13 protein-coding genes and 2 tRNA genes are annotated in these 16923 nt (G+C 61.7%); 4 read left to right on the forward strand and 11 right to left on the reverse strand.

Annotation, left to right across the window (positions count from 1 at the left end; genetic code table 11):
* Positions 1–55 precede the first annotated feature (55 nt).
* Positions 56–1528 (forward strand): benzaldehyde dehydrogenase, encoded by a 1473-nt coding sequence (locus BLW50_RS11685; RefSeq protein WP_090702140.1) that lies wholly within the window; start codon positions 56–58, stop codon positions 1526–1528.
* A 23-nt stretch (positions 1529–1551) separates the two neighbouring features.
* Here BLW50_RS11685 and BLW50_RS11690 read toward each other — a convergent pair.
* From BLW50_RS11690 to BLW50_RS11720, 7 genes are all read right to left on the reverse strand, one after another.
* A tRNA-Val gene (locus tag BLW50_RS11690) sits at positions 1552–1627 on the reverse strand.
* A 183-nt stretch (positions 1628–1810) separates the two neighbouring features.
* Positions 1811–4237: an endopeptidase La gene (gene lon / locus BLW50_RS11695; protein ID WP_090702142.1), complete on the reverse strand. Its 2427-nt coding sequence runs from the start codon at positions 4235–4237 to the stop codon at positions 1811–1813.
* A gap of 312 nt (positions 4238–4549) precedes the next feature.
* Entirely contained in the window at positions 4550–5812 is a 1263-nt protein-coding gene (gene clpX / locus BLW50_RS11700; protein WP_090702145.1) for an ATP-dependent Clp protease ATP-binding subunit ClpX, read from the reverse strand.
* 340 nt (positions 5813–6152) lie between these two features.
* Positions 6153–6782: an ATP-dependent Clp protease proteolytic subunit gene (locus BLW50_RS11705; RefSeq protein WP_090709011.1), complete on the reverse strand. Its 630-nt coding sequence runs from the start codon at positions 6780–6782 to the stop codon at positions 6153–6155.
* A 151-nt stretch (positions 6783–6933) separates the two neighbouring features.
* Entirely contained in the window at positions 6934–8292 is a 1359-nt protein-coding gene (gene tig, locus BLW50_RS11710; protein WP_090702147.1) for a trigger factor, read from the reverse strand.
* An 85-nt stretch (positions 8293–8377) separates the two neighbouring features.
* Positions 8378–8462, reverse strand: a tRNA-Leu gene (locus BLW50_RS11715).
* A gap of 122 nt (positions 8463–8584) precedes the next feature.
* Entirely contained in the window at positions 8585–9433 is an 849-nt protein-coding gene (locus BLW50_RS11720; protein WP_170850116.1) for a TauD/TfdA dioxygenase family protein, read from the reverse strand.
* A gap of 122 nt (positions 9434–9555) precedes the next feature.
* Between BLW50_RS11720 and BLW50_RS11725 the strand changes: the two genes are divergently transcribed.
* Positions 9556–10968 (forward strand): multicopper oxidase family protein, encoded by a 1413-nt coding sequence (locus BLW50_RS11725; protein WP_090702153.1) that lies wholly within the window; start codon positions 9556–9558, stop codon positions 10966–10968.
* A 38-nt stretch (positions 10969–11006) separates the two neighbouring features.
* Positions 11007–11282 carry a YciI family protein gene (locus BLW50_RS11730; RefSeq protein ID WP_090702157.1) on the forward strand — a complete coding sequence of 92 codons (276 nt, stop codon included), beginning with the start codon at positions 11007–11009 and terminating at the stop codon, positions 11280–11282.
* On the opposite strand, the gene BLW50_RS11735 is transcribed toward BLW50_RS11730, so the two are convergent.
* The 3 genes from BLW50_RS11735 to BLW50_RS11745 all read right to left on the reverse strand — a co-directional run bounded on the left by BLW50_RS11735 (position 11279) and on the right by BLW50_RS11745 (position 15361).
* Positions 11279–12784, reverse strand: a complete 1506-nt coding sequence (locus tag BLW50_RS11735) for an NAD(P)H-hydrate dehydratase (RefSeq protein WP_280141535.1) — start codon at positions 12782–12784, stop codon at positions 11279–11281. The two genes, BLW50_RS11730 and BLW50_RS11735, sit on opposite strands and share 4 nt — an antisense overlap.
* An 8-nt stretch (positions 12785–12792) precedes the next feature.
* A complete protein-coding gene (nhaA, locus tag BLW50_RS11740; protein WP_090702160.1) occupies positions 12793–13977 on the reverse strand; it encodes a Na+/H+ antiporter NhaA in 1185 nt (394 codons plus the stop codon).
* Positions 13978–14059: 82 nt separating this feature from the next.
* On the reverse strand, positions 14060–15361 hold the full coding sequence (locus tag BLW50_RS11745) for a hemolysin family protein (RefSeq protein ID WP_090702163.1): 1302 nt from the start codon (positions 15359–15361) through the stop codon (positions 14060–14062).
* A 211-nt stretch (positions 15362–15572) separates the two neighbouring features.
* Here BLW50_RS11745 and hspQ point away from each other — a divergent pair, with 211 nt between their 5' ends.
* A complete protein-coding gene (gene hspQ, locus BLW50_RS11750) occupies positions 15573–15902 on the forward strand; it encodes a heat shock protein HspQ (protein WP_090702167.1) in 330 nt (109 codons plus the stop codon).
* Between the two features lie 101 nt (positions 15903–16003).
* On the opposite strand, the gene BLW50_RS11755 is transcribed toward hspQ, so the two are convergent.
* Positions 16004–16759: an invasion associated locus B family protein gene (locus BLW50_RS11755; RefSeq protein WP_090702171.1), complete on the reverse strand. Its 756-nt coding sequence runs from the start codon at positions 16757–16759 to the stop codon at positions 16004–16006.
* Positions 16760–16923: the final 164 nt, after the last annotated feature.

Below are 16923 nucleotides of genomic sequence, written 5' to 3' on the forward strand. Positions count from 1 at the left end.
ATGCCAATCTGATGACTGACGGCTCAAGAAGGCAACCTTTCTCAGGGAGATCACGATGAATGCACCGCATCCAAAGTTCATGATCGAGTCCACATGGAATGGACGCATCTTCTCCTCGGGCTGGAAGCAACCCAAAGGCCACGTGCTTGATGTGCTTGAGCCCGCGACGGGCTCCATCCTCACACGCGTCGGCAATGCGACAGCCGAGGACGTGCGGCTCGCGGCTGCGGAAGCCAAGAAGGCACAACCCACTTGGGCCGCGACGCCTTATGAACAGCGCGCTGCGATCATGCGCAAAGCCGCGGCGTTGCTGGAAGAACATCAGGAAGAGCTCGCCTATTGGATCGTGCGTGAGACAGGCGGTATCGCGCCAAAGGCCGGTTTCGAAATTCACACGGTCGCCAACATCATTCATCGCGCTGCATCGATGGTCACCGAGCCACAGGGCCTCATTCTGCCGAGCGATCCTGGCCGCATCAGCATGGCGCGGCGCGTACCGCGCGGCGTGATTGGCGTGATCTCGCCGTTCAACTTCCCACTCATTCTCTCAGCCCGCGCCGTCGCACCTGCCCTTGCTCTTGGCAATGCTGTTGTTCTGAAGCCCGATCCCCGCACCGTACTGTCCGGTGGCTTTGTGCTTGCCCGCATTTTCGAAGAAGCCGGTTTGCCGGATGGCGTTCTGCAAGTCCTGCCGGGCGGAGCCGATGCCGGCGAAGCTATGTGCACTGATTCGAACATCGCCATGATCTCCTTCACCGGCTCAAGTCACGTCGGGCGTCGCGTCGGCGAGCTTGCCGGCAAGCATCTTAAAAAGGTGCAGCTCGAACTCGGCGGCAAGAACGTGGTCATCGTGTTGGAAGACGCGGACCTCGACAGCGCCGCATCGGCGATCGCCTTCGGCGCCTGGTTCCATCAGGGGCAGATCTGCATGACCACCGGCAATGTTCTGGTGCATGAGAAAATCGCCGCGGCGTTGACAGCAAAACTGGTCGAGAAAGCGCAGCATCTGCCCGTTGGCAATCCAGCCGGCGGCAATGTCGCTCTGGGTCCGGTGATCAATGCGAGCCAGGCGGAGCGTATCCACGCCATCGTCAAGGATACGGAAAAACAGGGCGCCGCGATCGCGGCTGGCGGCACCTATGAAGGTCCATTCTATAAGCCGACCGTGTTGACAGGCGTGAAGCCCGGCATGCGCGCGTTTCAGGAAGAAGTGTTTGGGCCGGTGGCATCCGTTGTCACTTTCAAGACCGACGACGAAGCCGTCGCGCTCGCCAATGACAACGAATACGGCCTATCAGCTGGCGTGTTCTCCGCCTCGAGTGGACGCGCCATGGCCATTGGCAATCGGTTGAACACCGGCCTGCTTCACATCAACGATCAGACCGTGGCCGACGAACCGCACATTCCCTTTGGCGGCAACGGCGCTTCGGGAAATGGCACCCGCATTGGCGGACCAGCGAATTGGGAAGAGTTCACCCAATGGCAATGGGTCACCATCAAGGAGAAGCCGGGCCCTTATCCGTTCTAAATCGGTGGCCTGAGAGAAAGGGATGGTGGGCGGTGACGGGCTCGAACCGCCGACATCCTGCGTGTAAAGCAGGCGCTCTACCAACTGAGCTAACCGCCCGAAGCCTCAAGGCGCCCCTATCTACGGACCTCGACGCGAGGACGCAAGAGTGGCGGGCCGAATCGCCGCCAAGGCCTGTGTAAGGCCCCAGCGGCCTCTACGTAAGACCTTGGAAAAACACGAAAGACCAAAAGAAACGGGCCGCCCGAAGGCGGCCCGAACCTATTTCTAACGGTCGCCCTGTTAGTGGGCGATCACGCCGGGGGCATCGTCGCCCGTGGCACGGCGAGCGGCAGCGGCCGCCTTTTCCTGGTCCCATTCGATCGGCGTCGGCTGACGCACGAGCGCATGTTTCAGGACCTCTTCCATCCGCGCCACTGGAACGATTTCCAGCGCGTTCTTCACGTTATCCGGAATCTCCGCCAGATCCTTGGCGTTCTCTTCCGGGATCAGCACCTTGGTGAGGCCACCGCGCAGAGCCGCGAGCAGCTTCTCCTTCAGACCGCCGATCGGCAACACACGGCCGCGCAAGGTCACCTCGCCCGTCATGGCGATGTTGGCGCGCACCGGAATGCCGGTGAGGATCGAGACGATGGCCGTCGCCATGGCGATACCGGCGGACGGACCGTCCTTCGGTGTCGCGCCCTCGGGCACGTGGACGTGGATGTCCTGGCGCTCGAATGACGGCGGCTCGATGCCGAAATCGACAGCGCGGGAGCGGACGTAAGACGCCGCAGCCGAAATCGATTCCTTCATCACGTCCTTCAGGTTGCCGGTGACGGTCATGCGGCCCTTACCGGGCATCATGACACCCTCGATGGTCAGCAGCTCGCCGCCCACCTCGGTCCAGGCCAAGCCTGTCACCGCACCCACCTGATCCTCAGTCTCAGCCTGGCCGAAGCGATACTTCTGCACGCCCAGGTATTCGGCGACCGCCGCTTCGTTGACAGCGACCTTCTTCTTCTTGGTCTTGAGAATTTCCTTCACAGCCTTGCGGATGAGATTGGAAATCTCGCGCTCAAGATTACGAACGCCGGCCTCGCGGGTGTAATGCCGCACGACGTTCAGCAGAGCCGCATCGTCGATCGACCATTCCTTCTCCGTCAGGCCGTGCTTCTTGACGGCCGCCGGGATCAGGTGCTTGCGCGCGATCTCGAGCTTCTCATCCTCGGTGTAACCGGCAATACGGATGATCTCCATACGGTCCATCAAAGGACCGGGGATGTTCAGCGTATTGGCCGTCGTCACGAACATCACGTTCGAGAGATCGTAGTCGACCTCAAGATAGTGATCGTTGAAGGACGAGTTCTGTTCGGGGTCGAGTACCTCGAGCAGCGCCGAAGACGGATCGCCACGGAAGTCCTGGCCCATCTTGTCGATTTCATCGAGCAGGAAGAGCGGATTGGACGTCTTGGCCTTACGCATCGACTGGATGATCTTGCCGGGCATCGAGCCGATGTAAGTCCGCCGATGACCGCGGATCTCAGCTTCGTCACGCACGCCGCCCAGCGACATACGCACGAAGTCACGACCCGTCGCCTTGGCGATCGAACGGCCGAGCGAGGTCTTGCCGACGCCCGGAGGGCCGACGAGGCACAGGATCGGTCCAGTCAACTTATTGGCGCGCTGCTGCACGGCGAGATATTCGACGATGCGCTCTTTGACCTTGTCGAGGCCAAAGTGATCGGCGTCGAGAATATCCTCGGCGAGGTTCAGATCCTTCTTGACCTTGGAAGGCTTCTTCCACGGGATCGACAGCAACCAATCGAGATAGTTGCGCACGACCGTGGCTTCCGCCGACATCGGCGACATCTGACGCAGCTTCTTCAGCTCCGCCATCGCCTTGTCACGGGCTTCCTTGGTCAGCTTGGTCTTCTTGATGCGCTCTTCCAGTTCGGCCGCTTCGTCACGGCCATCTTCGCCGTCGCCGAGTTCCTTCTGGATCGCCTTCATCTGCTCGTTGAGATAATATTCGCGCTGGGTCTTCTCCATCTGGCGCTTGACGCGCGAGCGGATGCGCTTCTCGACCTGAAGGACCGAGACTTCGCTTTCCATCAACCCCAAGCACTTCTCCAGCCGCTTCGCGACCGAGGTCATCTCAAGGATTTCCTGCTTGTCGCTGATCTTCACCGCGAGATGCGAGGCGATCGTATCGGCAAGCTTGGAGAAATCCTCGATCTGCGTCACGGCGGCGACGACTTCCGAAGAGACCTTCTTGTTGAGTTTAACGTAGCCCTCGAATTCCGAAACGGCGGAACGCGACAAAGCTTCGACCTCGACCTTGCTGCTGATCTCGTCAGCGAGCGACTCGGCCTCGGCCTCGTAATAATCTTGGGTGTGGGCGTAGGACTTCACGCGCGCGCGCGTCAGCCCCTCGACCAGAACCTTGACGGTGCCGTCGGGCAGTTTCAGCAACTGCAGCACGGTCGCCAGAGTACCCGTCGTGAAAATGGCCTCGGTCGCTGGATCATCATCAGCGGCGTTTTTCTGCGTCGCCAGCAGAATGAAGCGCTCATTCTTCATCACCTCTTCGAGGGCGCGAATGGACTTCTCGCGGCCAACAAAAAGCGGGACGATCATGTGCGGGAAGACGACGATGTCACGGAGCGGCAACACCGGATAGGTGTGCACTTCGCCGGGCTTCGCGGGGGTACGCTTTTCTGAGCTCATTTCATCATTCCTTTCCTCGCACAGGCTACGCCTTACGGCCGCGGCCTCTGCAGGACCCTCTCCCGTCGCGAAGCAAATTCGTTGCCGACTGCTTCTTCGGGATCGGATCCCCGCCTAGAGCCCATCATGGCGCTCCGGCTGTTCTTGCATCAGGAGAGGGATGATTCGAACATCGCCCCCCTCCGTTGAGTAAAGAGATGGCGCTTGCGGCGGCGACTTTCAAGCCGCCGCCTGGGACACGCCACAGCTCAATTGGCTACAGCCAAAACGCCGGACGCAGGTACGAGAGTCACGCAAGAAAATCACCGCGAATCAGGCGCTAGCACCTTTTTCCGCGCGGTCAGAATAGATGTAGAGCGGCCGAGCGCGACCATCGACAACCTCGGGTCCGATGACGACCTGCTCGACCCCTTCGAGGCCCGGCAAATCATACATCGTATCGAGCAAGATGCCCTCCATGATCGAGCGCAATCCACGCGCGCCAGTCTTGCGCTCGATGGCCTTGCGGGCAATCACGTTCAGCGCCTCGTCCTGGAACGTCAGGTCGACATTCTCCATCTCGAACAAGCGCTGGTACTGTTTGACCAGTGCATTGCGCGGCTCGGTGAGAATCTTCTTGAGCGCCTCTTCATCGAGATCCTCGAGGGTCGCGATGACTGGCAGACGGCCGACGAATTCGGGAATGAGGCCGAAGCGCAGCAGATCCTCGGGCTCGACCTTACGGAACACTTCGCCCGTGCGCCGCTCATCCGGCCCTTCGACGCGCGCCGCGAAGCCGATCGATGTGCTCTTGCCGCGCTGGGAGATGATCTTCTCCAGGCCGGAAAAGGCGCCACCACAGATGAACAGGATGTTGGTGGTGTCGACCTGCAGGAATTCCTGCTGCGGATGCTTGCGGCCACCCTGCGGGGGAACGCTGGCAACCGTGCCTTCCATGATCTTCAGCAAGGCCTGCTGCACGCCTTCGCCCGAGACGTCGCGGGTGATCGACGGATTGTCGGACTTGCGCGAGATCTTATCGATTTCGTCGATGTAGACGATGCCGCGCTGCGCCCGCTCGACGTTGTAGTCGGAGGCCTGCAACAGCTTCAGGATGATGTTCTCGACGTCCTCGCCGACATAGCCGGCTTCGGTCAGCGTCGTCGCATCGGCCATGGTGAACGGCACATCGAGGATGCGCGCCAGGGTCTGCGCCAGCAAGGTTTTGCCGGAACCGGTCGGGCCGATCAGCAGGATGTTGGACTTGGCCAGTTCGACGTCGTTGTGCTTCGACGAGTGGTTCAGCCGCTTGTAGTGATTGTGGACGGCGACCGACAGGACGCGCTTGGCCTGCATCTGACCGATGACATAGTCATCGAGCACCTTGCAGATCTCGCGTGGTGTCGGGATGCCCTCGCGGCTCTTCACCAGGGAGGATTTCGACTCCTCGCGGATGATGTCCATGCACAGTTCGACGCATTCATCACAGATGAACACGGTCGGGCCGGCGATCAGCTTGCGGACCTCGTGCTGGCTCTTACCGCAGAAGGAGCAGTAGAGCGTATTCTTCGAGTCGCTGCCGCTGACTTTGCTCATTTCGTTCTCCGTTAGGCCAAGGCCCGCTTCCGCGCGACTCGGCCAGTGTCAACGATATCTGCGTCGGTCCTAATAAAACGTAGCCAGCAACTGGCTGAAACCGAGCACATTTCTTCATATAAGGCCGAAAATGCGGCCGAAAAGCCCACAACGAGTGGACCGAAAGTAGAAAACGCTGATTGCTGCGATGCAATCATGCGATCGCCTGTCGATCAAGCAAGGAAGCCAAAATCACTGCCAGAACGAAGTCGGTGTCGCATGATTGCAACAATTTTCAAACATTCTGGCTAATCTTGGGCCGAAACCGGCGCGATATCAGGAATACCGCGCCGAAAATCAACTATTTGGCCTCGCCTTCGTCCGGGCGCTTGTCGAACACCTGGTCGATCAGACCGAAAGCTTTGGCTTCTTCTGCCGACATGAAGTTGTCACGGTCAAGCGCGCGCTCAATAGCGTCGTAATCCTGACCGGTGTGCTTCACATAGATTTCATTCAGCCGGCGCTTAACCTTGAGTATATCTTCGGCGTGGCGCTGGATGTCCGATGCCTGGCCTTGGAAGCCACCGGAAGGCTGATGCACCATGATGCGCGAGTTCGGCAGGCTGAAGCGCATGCCAGGCTCGCCGGCCGACAGCAGCAAGGAGCCCATGGAGGCGGCCTGACCGATGCAGAGGGTCGAGACCTTCGGCTTGATGAACTGCATGGTGTCGTAGATCGACAGGCCAGCGGTCACCACGCCACCCGGCGAGTTAATATAGAAGGAGATGTCCTTCTTGGGATTGTCGGCTTCCAGATAGAGAAGCTGCGCCACCACCAGCGTGGCGACCTGATCCTCAACCGGACCGGCGAGGAAAATAATCCGCTCCTTCAGCAGGCGCGAAAAGATGTCGTAGCGATACGAACCGCGCGAGGTAACTTCCTCGACGCTGGGAATGACAAACGAGTTATAGACGTCGACGGGATCGCGCAGCATGTGGCTCTCTGTCTGGGGGAATCAATTAGGTTCCCCAACATAGTCATCGAAACCGCTGGTGCAATGGGAAGGCCGGAGCCCGCCCCGCGGGTCCCCGGCCTTCCTGATTCAATGTGAATTTCCGGTTGAGGCTACAGACGCTTGAGCGTCAGACCTTGGCGGAATCCTCTTCAATCGGCTTCAGCAGTTCTTCTTTGGAAACGGTCTTGTCGGTGACCTTAGCCTTGGAAACGACCACGTCGATGACCTTTTCCTCGAACAAAGGCGCACGAATCTGGGCGGCCACGGCGTCGGGGTTCTTCTGGTAGTAATCCCAGATCGCCTTTTCCTGACCACGGTACTGGCGGGCGCGCTCGATGATCGCCTGCGACAGTTCCTCGTTGGTAACCTCGACCTTGGCCTGCTCGCCAACTTCTGCCAGCACCAAACCGAGGCGCACGCGGCGCTCGGCAATGCGCTGGTAATCAGCCTTAGCGGCCTCTTCCGTCGTGCCTTCGTCCTCAAAGGTCTTCTTGGTGCGCTCCTGCTCGGACTTCACCTGGCCCCAAATGCCGTTGAATTCCTGTTCGACCAGGCCCGGCGGCAGTTCGAAGCTGTATTTCTTGTCGAGGGCGTCGAGCAGCTCGCGCTTCAGCTTCTCGCGGGAAATCTGGTCGAATTCGCGCTTGATGTTGTCGCGGATGGCTTCCTTGAGCTTGTCGAGGCTCTCAAGACCCAGGGTCTTCGCGAATTCGTCGTCGAGCTTCAGCTCGCCCGGCGCCTCGACACCCTTCACGGTGACATCGAACACGGCTTCCTTGCCGGCCAGATGCGGGGCCTGGTATTCGGCCGGGAACGTCACCTTGACGGCGCGCTCGTCGCCCTTGGCAGCGCCTTCGAGCTGGTCTTCGAAGCCCGGAATGAACTGGCCGGAGCCCAGCGTCAGCGGCGTATCGGTGCCGGTACCGCCTTCGAACGCCACATCGTCGATCTTGCCGACGAAATCGATGGTCACTTTGTCGCCCTTGGCGGCAGCGCCTTCCTTGGCGACGAACGGACGGCTCTGTTCGGCCATGCGGTTCAGCGCGTCGTTGACCTCATCTTCGCCCGGCTCGACGACCAGGCGCTCAACGGCCACGTCATCGAACGAGCCGACTTCGAATTTCGGCAGCACTTCGAGATTGACGGTGAAAGCCAAGTCGCCCTGGACTTCGATGGCCTTCTTCACGCCCTCGTCGCCGCCTTCGATGTCGATCTTCGGCTCGCCGGCGAGGCGAATCTTGTGCTCTTCGACGATCTTGCGGTTCACCTCGTTGACGGCGTCCTGCAACACGTCGGCCATCACCTGGCGGCCGTACATCTTCTTCAGGTGATCCAGCGGCACTTTGCCCGGACGGAACCCGTTGATGCGGACCTTGTCCTTCATCTCGACAAGCTGGCTGTCGAGGCGACGGGCGAGGTCGTCGACCGGAAGGACCACCTTATAGGCGCGCTTCAGGCCTTCGGAGAGGGTTTCTGTCACCTGCATGTTTAACTACCTTCTTACACTGCAACCTGACCGGGACCGACATCCCGCGGCCGACGAATTCTCTTGAAACGGCGAACGATCGGCGTGGTGCGGGCGGAGGGACTCGAACCCCCACGCCTTGCGGCGGTGGAACCTAAATCCACTGCGTCTACCAATTCCGCCACGCCCGCCCAGACGCGGCTGCGCCTTCACGGCCCGAAAGTCTCGCCGTTCGGGTGGCGGCTCTATAGCAATGGGTCCGCCCGGACGCGAGGGAAAAATCACGCCCGATCAGCGCTCAAAACGGCCAAGCTCAAAACCGCATGGCCTGCCCTTCGATGGTCAACCGGCGCATCAAACGAGGTTCTTCGCGGGGAAAATCCTTACGGGCGTGAATCGAGCACCAATTATCCCAGATGACCAGGTCGCCAATCCGCCAATGATGCTCGTAAATCAGCGACGAATCCTCGGAAATATCGAACAGAGCGGCCAAGGCGGCCTCGCTCTCGTCCCGGCTCAGCCCTTCGATCCGGGCCGACATCAGCCTTGAAACATAGAGCGCTTTTCGCCCCGTGGCCGGGTGGGTGATAAAAATCGGCTGTTCCATATGCCTGATCTTGGCAATATCGACAGCCTCGAGATCGAGCCGTTCGCGCCGCTTATAGTCGTGGATTTGCAACACCTTGCGCCCCTCCAGCCGATCTCGCAGGGAGCGGGGAATCAGGTCATAGGCCCGGTAGAGGTTGGAAAAGCAGGTCTCGCCGCCCCAGGAGGTGAGCTTGAGTGCATAGAGCAAGGTCGCCCGGTGCGGCTCGGGATAATAGCTGGTGTCGTGGTGGAACCACATTTCGCCGTCGCCGAAGGACCCGATCGGCTTGCCGTCCTCGACAATATTGGTGACCAGCATGAACGGCGTGTCGAAATCGCCGCCCGGCCCGGCGCCGCTCACCGGACGGCGGCGCATGGCGACCTTGCCAAAGAGCCCGGCGGCAGCGAGCTGGGCTGGCTCATCGAGCTGCTGGTCGCGAAACACCAAGACGGCGTGATCCTCGAAGGCGCGGCGAATCACTGCCGCGGTTTCCGAATCGACCGGTTTCGACAGATCGACGCCCTGCACTTCAGCCCCGATCGTCGGATGCAGTTTCTGGACGGAGATGGCCATGTCGTTTCCTCTCGTAATTTTTGTATTTCTGTTTTGTGTTTTCATACGCCTCGATCAGGCCGACAGAAAGACCTATTGCAACAAGGCTCGCCGCGCCGGGGCCGTTCTTCTATAGAGAACATATGAACCTCACCCGGCGACACGTTCTCCTCGGCACCGCTTCAAGCGCCCTCCTCCCCACATTCGCCCACGCACAAGGTGAGTTTCGCCAGGACGAGTTTCACACCGTCGAAGCCCGCGCCGGCAAGCTGCGCCTGACCGATACGGCCGAGACCGATATCATCGGCTGTGACGGACAAGCCCCCGGCCCGCTGCTGCGCGTCAAGCGCGGCAAGGAATTGCGATTGCGGCTCGTCAACAAATTGAATGCGCCGACGTCGCTGCATTTTCGCGGCATGCGGGGACCCAATGCTTTCGATGGCGTGGCGCCGCTGACGCAGAAGGCCATCGCACCGGGCACTTCCTTCGATTATCGCTTCACGCCGCCGGACGCCGGCGCCTTTCTCTATCATGCCCATGCGGATGCGAATTTCGCCGAGCAGACAGAGCGCGGCCTGCACGGCCTGTTGATCGTCGACGATCCGGACACGCCCGAGCACGACCATGAAGTGATCGCCGTCATCGCCGATTGGAAGCTTGATGGCGCGGCGCAATTGTCCGCTTGCTCGGCGGTGAAGGGACGCGAGGCTTTTACCTCTGTCGAAGACGCCGGAGGCGCGGGGCGGATTGGCCCTCTCGTCACCATCAACGGCAAGCCGGCGCCGCAGGCGCATGTCTTCTCGCCGGGCGCACGCATCTGGCTGCGGCTAGCGGCTGCGACCACAGCGCGGCTGATGGCGCTGACCTTCGAGGGCGCGCAACCGATGATCACCGCCATTGATGGGCAGACCTGCGACGAATTCGAACCCGTTCAGCGCAGCATTCCCGTTGGCCCCGGTGCCCGTTTCGATGTCATGTTCGATATGCCCGCCGAAGGTCAGGAGATGAAGATCATCCTGCGCGGTGGCGCTTTGGGCCTGGCGGGCGAAACCGACAGAACCATCCTCAGTTTCGCGGCGAAGGGCGAAAAGACGAAGCCGCGCCCGCCGATCAAATCCGCGCCGCTCAACCCGCTGGTGCGGCCCGTCATCCCGCTGCAGAACGCCAAGCGGCTCGATCTCATCATCGAACGCGTGCCGGCGCCGCGCAATGCCACGTGCCTGACGTCTGAGATGGCGCTGTGGAAACTCAACGGCAAAATCATGCGCGCCAGCGACCCGCCGCTGTTCTCCGTCAAACGCGGAACACCGGTGACGCTGGGCTTTCTCAACCAATCCAACGTCGCCCATGTCATGCGCCTTTACGGCCATGTGATGCGGCAATTGCATCTGCTCGACGATGGTTGGGAGCCTTATTGGCGGGACAGCGTCATCGTCGCGCCCGGACGCACGGTGCGGATTGCCTTCGTCGCTGACAATCCAGGACGCTGGCGCCTGGGCAGCGGCATTCTCGATCATGCGGTGGCTGGCCTTGGCGGCTGGTTCGAGGTGACGTAAGCAGGTCACCATTCACTCGAAACGCTTCAGGAGTTGCAATGCTCATCGTTAGATTGGCCTACAATGCGCCCGGCAAGGAAAACGAGCGCGCTCAGAATCTCGCCGCCCATTCGGCGCATCTGCGCTCCGGCATGGCGAAACTCCTGCAGTCAGGGCCGATCTATGCTGCCGATGGCGAACGTGTTGGCGCGTTGATCGTCTTCGATGCGCAAGACTTCGCGGAAGTGGAAGCGTTCAGCGCCGCCGATCCCTTCGTCAGCAGCGGCGTCTATAACGAGGTCCGCCTGATGCGTTGGGAAAAGACGATCGGTTAGAGCTCGGCCAGCTCTTTCCACACAACGGGCATCGCCTCTGGCAGATCCTCGGCGATCAGTCCCTCGCCCGCGACACGTGCGGCGGCGCCATGGAGCCAGACGGCGGCGCAGGCGGCTTCGAACGGAGGCATGGCCTGCGCCAGCAATCCGCAGATCAGACCCGCCAGCACATCGCCGGAACCAGCGGTGGCAAGCGTTGGCGGCAGATCGCAGGCGATCGCGGCGCGCCCGTCTGGATGCGCAACGACCGTGTCTGCCCCTTTGAGCAGAACGATCGCGTGGCTTTGCCGCGCCGCCTGTCGCGCTCGCTCGAGCTTGCTGCCTGCACCAGAGAATAGACGCGCGAATTCGCCCTCATGCGGCGTCAGCACCACCGGCCCGTCGTGCGCGGCGATCGCCTCGAACAACACATGTGGCGCTTCGGCGAAAACCGTCAGGGCATCGGCATCGAGAACGACGGCACGGCTGCCGCCGGAGGTCAGCGCCGCAAGCACGAGATCGCGCGTCAGCGGCGTTACGCCCATGGCCGGCCCGAGCACTACCGCGTTAATGCGAGGATCGGCGAGGATCTCGCGCAACTCGCGCGCATTGTCGCAAGGCGTGAGCATCACGGCGGTGAGATGGGCCGCATTGACCGCGAGCGCCGCGCGTGGCGACAGCAAAGTTACGAGCCCTGCCCCGGCCCGTAGCGCCGCACGGACCGACAATCGCGCCGCGCCGGTGCGATGCACGGCGCCCGAGAAGGCCAGCGCATGGCCACGGGAATATTTATGCCCCGCCACCTGCAAGGATGGCAGCGCCGCGCGCCACAGCGCCGGCAGATTGATGTGGGCAGCGGGCTTCACGGTCGCCAGCACCTTAGGTTCGATGCCGATCTGCGCCAGCGTGATCTCGCCGCACAAGGCCCGGCCGGGCAGCAGAAGATGGCCGGGCTTTAGGCGGAAGAACGTCACCGACGCATCGGCTTCGACAGCGACGCCCCGCACAGCGCCGGTTGCACCATCGACACCCGAGGGTACATCGACCGCGACGACTTTGCGGCCATGGGCGCTGCGCCAGGCATTCAGGCGCTCGACGATGGCCCGCGCCCGGCCATCAAGATCGCGCGACAGGCCTGCGCCGAACAGCGCATCGACCACCAGATCGGCTTCATCGAGTTTGACGAGCCCGGCCGACATCAAGCGTCCCGTCCACGCCTCCGCCGCCAGGCGGGCATCGCCCGCCAGTTTCGCGCGATCGCCGAGCAGGCCGACGGTGACATCGAACTCCGCTTCGCGCAGCAGACGCGCGGCGACGAAGCCATCACCGCCATTGTTGCCGGGCCCGCAGAGGATGACGATGCGACGCGCGCCTGTGGGCAGCACGCGCCGCACCTGATCAGCCACCGCGCGGCCAGCCGCTTCCATCAGCACGATGCCGGCGGTGCCGGCCGCGGTCGCCAGCTGGTCGGCGCGCGCCATCTCGTCCGGCGTCAACAGTTCGAGCTGATCGGCCAGCGCCACGAACACGGTCAGGCCGCCGGCGCCGGCTTGGCGGCGATCAGGATCACAGCGCCGAGAACACCCGAGGCGATAGATCCCATCAGCACGCCGATCTTCACCGCCGTCGCAAGATCGGCGGCATCAGGGAAAGCCAGCAAGCCGATGAAGAGGCTCATGGTGAAGCCAATGCCGCACAGGACACTGACGCCATAGACTTGCATCGTCGTCGCATTCTGCGGCGGCTCAGCAAGCCCGAGCCGGACCGCCAGTCTCGTCGCGGCGAAGACGCCCAGCTGCTTGCCAATGAACAGGCCCGCGGCGATGCCGAGCGTGATCGGATGAAACAATTTCTCAAAGCTGAAGCCGCCGAGCGGGACGCCGGCATTGGCGAAGCCGAACAGCGGCACGATGAAGAATGCGACCGGCACGTGCAGCAGATGTTCGAGCTCCTGCAACGGCGCGTGTTCCTCTTCCGCTTCGCCACCGCCGGGAATGGTCAGCGCCAGCAGCACACCCGCCAATGTCGCATGCACGCCGGATTCATGCATGAACACCCACAGTACGACGCCCAGCACCAGATAGGCCCACAATTTCTTGACGCCGAACATGTTCAGCGCCACCAGCACGGCCATCGTCACGGCGACGCCGCCGAGCGCCCAGAGCGACAATTGCGATGTATAGAACAGCGCGATAATGACCACGGCGCCGAGATCATCGAGGATCGCGAGAGCGGCGAGAAAAATTTTCAGAGACGGCGGCGCGCGAGAGCCAAGCAAGGCGAGAACACCAAGCGCGAAGGCGATGTCGGTCGCCGCGGGAATAGCCCAGCCGCGCAAGGTCGCGGGCGTCTGCCAGTTGAAGGCGACATAGATGAGTGCGGGCACGATCATACCGCCTGCCGCCGCCACGCCTGGCAGAGCGCGGCGTGGCCATGTCGCCAATTCGCCGCCAGCGAACTCGCGTTTGATTTCCAGGCCGACGAGCAGGAAGAACACCGCCATCAGCGCGTCGTTGATCCAGTGCAAGACCGAGAGGCCGGCGAGCTTGCGCGCCAATGTGTCGAAATACAGCGGCGCGAACGCCGAATTGGCGACGATCATGGCGAGCACCGCCGTGATCATGAGAATCACGCCACCCGCCGCTTCGCTTTGCAGAAATTGACGCAAGGCTCCGGCGCGTCGCGGCCGCGATGACGTGGCATTTTCCTTGGTCAAAGGCTCTCACTCGCTGTTGCCGGACTCGCTTACGAGCCTGCAATTTAAACGAGTTTAGCGCTGCAGCAACCGCAGAACCACGTCAGCCATCTTCCTGTTCGCTCGGATCCGGCAATTTGGCGGCCAGCACTTTATCAACGCGGCGGCCGTCAAGGTCGACGACCTCGAAGCGCCAACCATGCGCTTCGACAAACTCACCTGTCGTCGGCAGACGCTGCAAGGCGCTGATGATGAGGCCGGCGACCGTTTCATATTCGCGCCGCTCGGGCAGGCCGATATGCAGCAATTCCGCCGCTTCGTCAGCCGGCATCCAGCCGGCCAGCAGCCAGGAACCATCCTCACGCAGGACCGCTTCGGGATCGTTCGATCCTTCATCGGAGCGGAAGGCGCCGGCGATCGCATCAAGGATATCGGCTGGCGTCACGATGCCATCGAAATGACCATGCTCGTCATGCACCAGCGCCATCGGCACTTCCGCCTGGCGCAAGGCCTGCAATGCGTCGAGCGCGTCAAGCACGTCGGGAAACTCAGGCGCCTTGCGGACATGGGCGCGAGGGTTGAACGCTCCGCCGGTCAGCATCGGCGCCAGCAGTTCGCGCACCTGCAAGACGCCGATCATCCTGTCGGGAGAGCCCTCGCCGACCGGCAGGCGCGAATGCGTGGTACTGGCGAGCACGGTGCGAATTTCGTCGTCGTCGAGGTCGAGATCGAGCCATTCGACATCGGTACGCGGTGTCATGACCGCGCTGACGTGGCGATCGCCCAGACGCAGAACGCCGGTGATCATGCGCTGCTCATCGCTTTCGATGACGCCAGCGTCCGCCGCTTCCTCGACAAGGGTCTTGATCTCTTCTTCGGTGGGCGCTGCTTCTTGCAGCGCCGTGACGCCGAATATTTTGAAGATGGCGCGTGTCGACAGATCGAGCAAATAAACCAGCGGCGCCGCCAGTTTCGACAGGCCGTACATCACCGGCGCCATGGTGCAGGCGATGCCCTCGGCATTGCGCAAGGCAATCTGCTTGGGCACCAGTTCACCAACGACAACCGACAGATAGGTGATGGCGCCGATCACAAGGCCGTAGCCAAGCGGCTCGACCAAGCCGTCCCAAACGCCATGCTGGCGTAGCCAGAGCGTGACTTGAGCGCCCAGCGCCGCGCCGGAAAAAGCACCCGCGAGGATGCCCACGAGCGTGATGCCGATTTGGACCGTGGAAAGAAAACGCCCAGGATTCTCGGCCAGATCCAGGGCCAGAGCGGCACCGGAACGTCCGGCGTCCGCCAGAGTCCTCAGACGCGCCTTACGCGCTGAGACAATTGCGAATTCCGATAAGGAAAACACTGCGTTAAGGGCTATCAACCCAACCGCTATGATGAGTTCGAACACGAGTTAATTTGGCCGGCGGCCTGTCGCGCCCGCACCCCTTCTGTGAAATTCGTCAATTCACCATGCGCTAACGGCGGGGCTGGGTCAATGATCGCCTGTGGGTCGCCCGGGAGCAAGACTACGGCAATGTGAACACATTTCGCCCGAATTTCACATTATTGACAGGTTATCGGGCCGCGCGTACCCAGACGCCCAGTCGAGATAGAGAAAAATGCCCTACCGAAACGCAAAATTTGGAATCGGCGACGTGGTCCGCCACCGGAAATATGCTTTCCGGGGGGTGGTCTTCGACATCGATCCGGTCTTCGCCAATACCGATGAATGGTGGATGTCGATCCCCGAAGAGGTCCGGCCCAACAAGGACCAGCCGTTCTACCACCTTTACGCGGAAAATGATGAAACCGAGTATGTCGCCTATGTCAGCGAGCAGAACCTGCTGCCTGACATGACGGGCGAACCGGCACGCCATCCGCAGGTCGCCGAAATGTTCGTGCGCCGGGATGATGGCAATTACCGCATGAAAGTGACGCGCCCAAACTGACAGGGTTAGCGCGCCATCGCCGACAGCGTTTCGATCTCACATGCACCAAACAAAAACGCGGAGCCGAAGCTCCGCGTTTTGCATATTGAAGACAGATTGCCTTAGCGCGGGGCGGCAGGTGCTGCCGGAGCCGCCGGGGCTGTCGCGCCACCGGTGCCTTCGAGGCGCTTACGCTCGTCCTCGGCGCGCTTCTGCAGTTCTTCCTGGAGCTGCTTCTGCTGCTCTTCCAGAACCTTCGGATCGATCGCGGCGCCGTCGAAGGCCTTGCCGAAATCAGCCATGGGAACGACGAAGACCACTTCGTTGTTCATCTGGTTCTTGACGACGATGTTGAGGGTGGTCGCCTTCTTCATCGTGTCGAGCTGTGCCTTGCCGATCCGCGATTCAGCGAAACAGCCGTTCGGGAAGCAGATTTCATAAGTGCCTTCCACCATCGCGCCCTTGTCGAGCGAGAAGCGGAAACCCGGCTTCAGCAACAGGCCCACCGGCAGGAGCAGGCGAACGATGCGCTGCTCGTCGCCCTTCACGTCATAGACGGCGACCGCCAGCACGGGCTGCTGATCGGCTTCCTGGCCGAAATCGCGGGTGGTGTAGCAAATTTCCTTACCGGCGGCCTGGTCCTTGCCGCACACCTTGGTCCAATCCGGCTGGGTCGGCTTGAGTTCGACCCGGTTGCTGGCCGGCTGCTGACCCTGCTGCGCCTGGGCGGGCTGCTGCGCGGGCGCCGGCGCCGCCGGCTGGGCGGGACGCTGCGCCGGCCGCTGAGCCGGCTGACCTTGCGCCAGCGCTTGCGCGCCGACAAACATCACGCCGACTGCCATCGCAACCGCACCGATGCGGCTTTTAAACATTGCCATAGAGGGTCCTTTCGCTAAACAGTCGCGCGTTCGACCGGGCGCGCCGCTGTCGCGGCATGATACCAACCAGACGCGTATCCGCGTCCGTGTCGGCTCTTCGCCCGCGAATGCGGCGAGATGGTGACTTGCGCCTCATAGCCGTTTCCTTTTGCCAAGGCCAGCGG

The sequence above is a fragment of the Beijerinckia sp. 28-YEA-48 genome, assembly GCF_900104955.1.
GTDB lineage: Bacteria > Pseudomonadota > Alphaproteobacteria > Rhizobiales > Beijerinckiaceae > Terripilifer.

What these genes read in the sequence shown, in the direction of transcription:
- tig (WP_090702147.1), bottom strand. Translation starts at nt 8,292, where the DNA reads ATGCAGGTGACAGAAACCCTCTCCGAAGGCCTGAAGCGCGCCTATAAG.
- hspQ (WP_090702167.1), top strand. Translation starts at nt 15,573, where the DNA reads ATGCCCTACCGAAACGCAAAATTTGGAATCGGCGACGTGGTCCGCCAC.
- BLW50_RS11755 (WP_090702171.1), bottom strand. Translation starts at nt 16,759, where the DNA reads ATGGCAATGTTTAAAAGCCGCATCGGTGCGGTTGCGATGGCAGTCGGC.
- BLW50_RS11725 (WP_090702153.1), top strand. Translation starts at nt 9,556, where the DNA reads ATGAACCTCACCCGGCGACACGTTCTCCTCGGCACCGCTTCAAGCGCC.
- BLW50_RS11685 (WP_090702140.1), top strand. Translation starts at nt 56, where the DNA reads ATGAATGCACCGCATCCAAAGTTCATGATCGAGTCCACATGGAATGGA.
- lon (WP_090702142.1), bottom strand. Translation starts at nt 4,237, where the DNA reads ATGAGCTCAGAAAAGCGTACCCCCGCGAAGCCCGGCGAAGTGCACACC.
- BLW50_RS11730 (WP_090702157.1), top strand. Translation starts at nt 11,007, where the DNA reads ATGCTCATCGTTAGATTGGCCTACAATGCGCCCGGCAAGGAAAACGAG.
- clpX (WP_090702145.1), bottom strand. Translation starts at nt 5,812, where the DNA reads ATGAGCAAAGTCAGCGGCAGCGACTCGAAGAATACGCTCTACTGCTCC.
- BLW50_RS11720 (WP_170850116.1), bottom strand. Translation starts at nt 9,433, where the DNA reads ATGGCCATCTCCGTCCAGAAACTGCATCCGACGATCGGGGCTGAAGTG.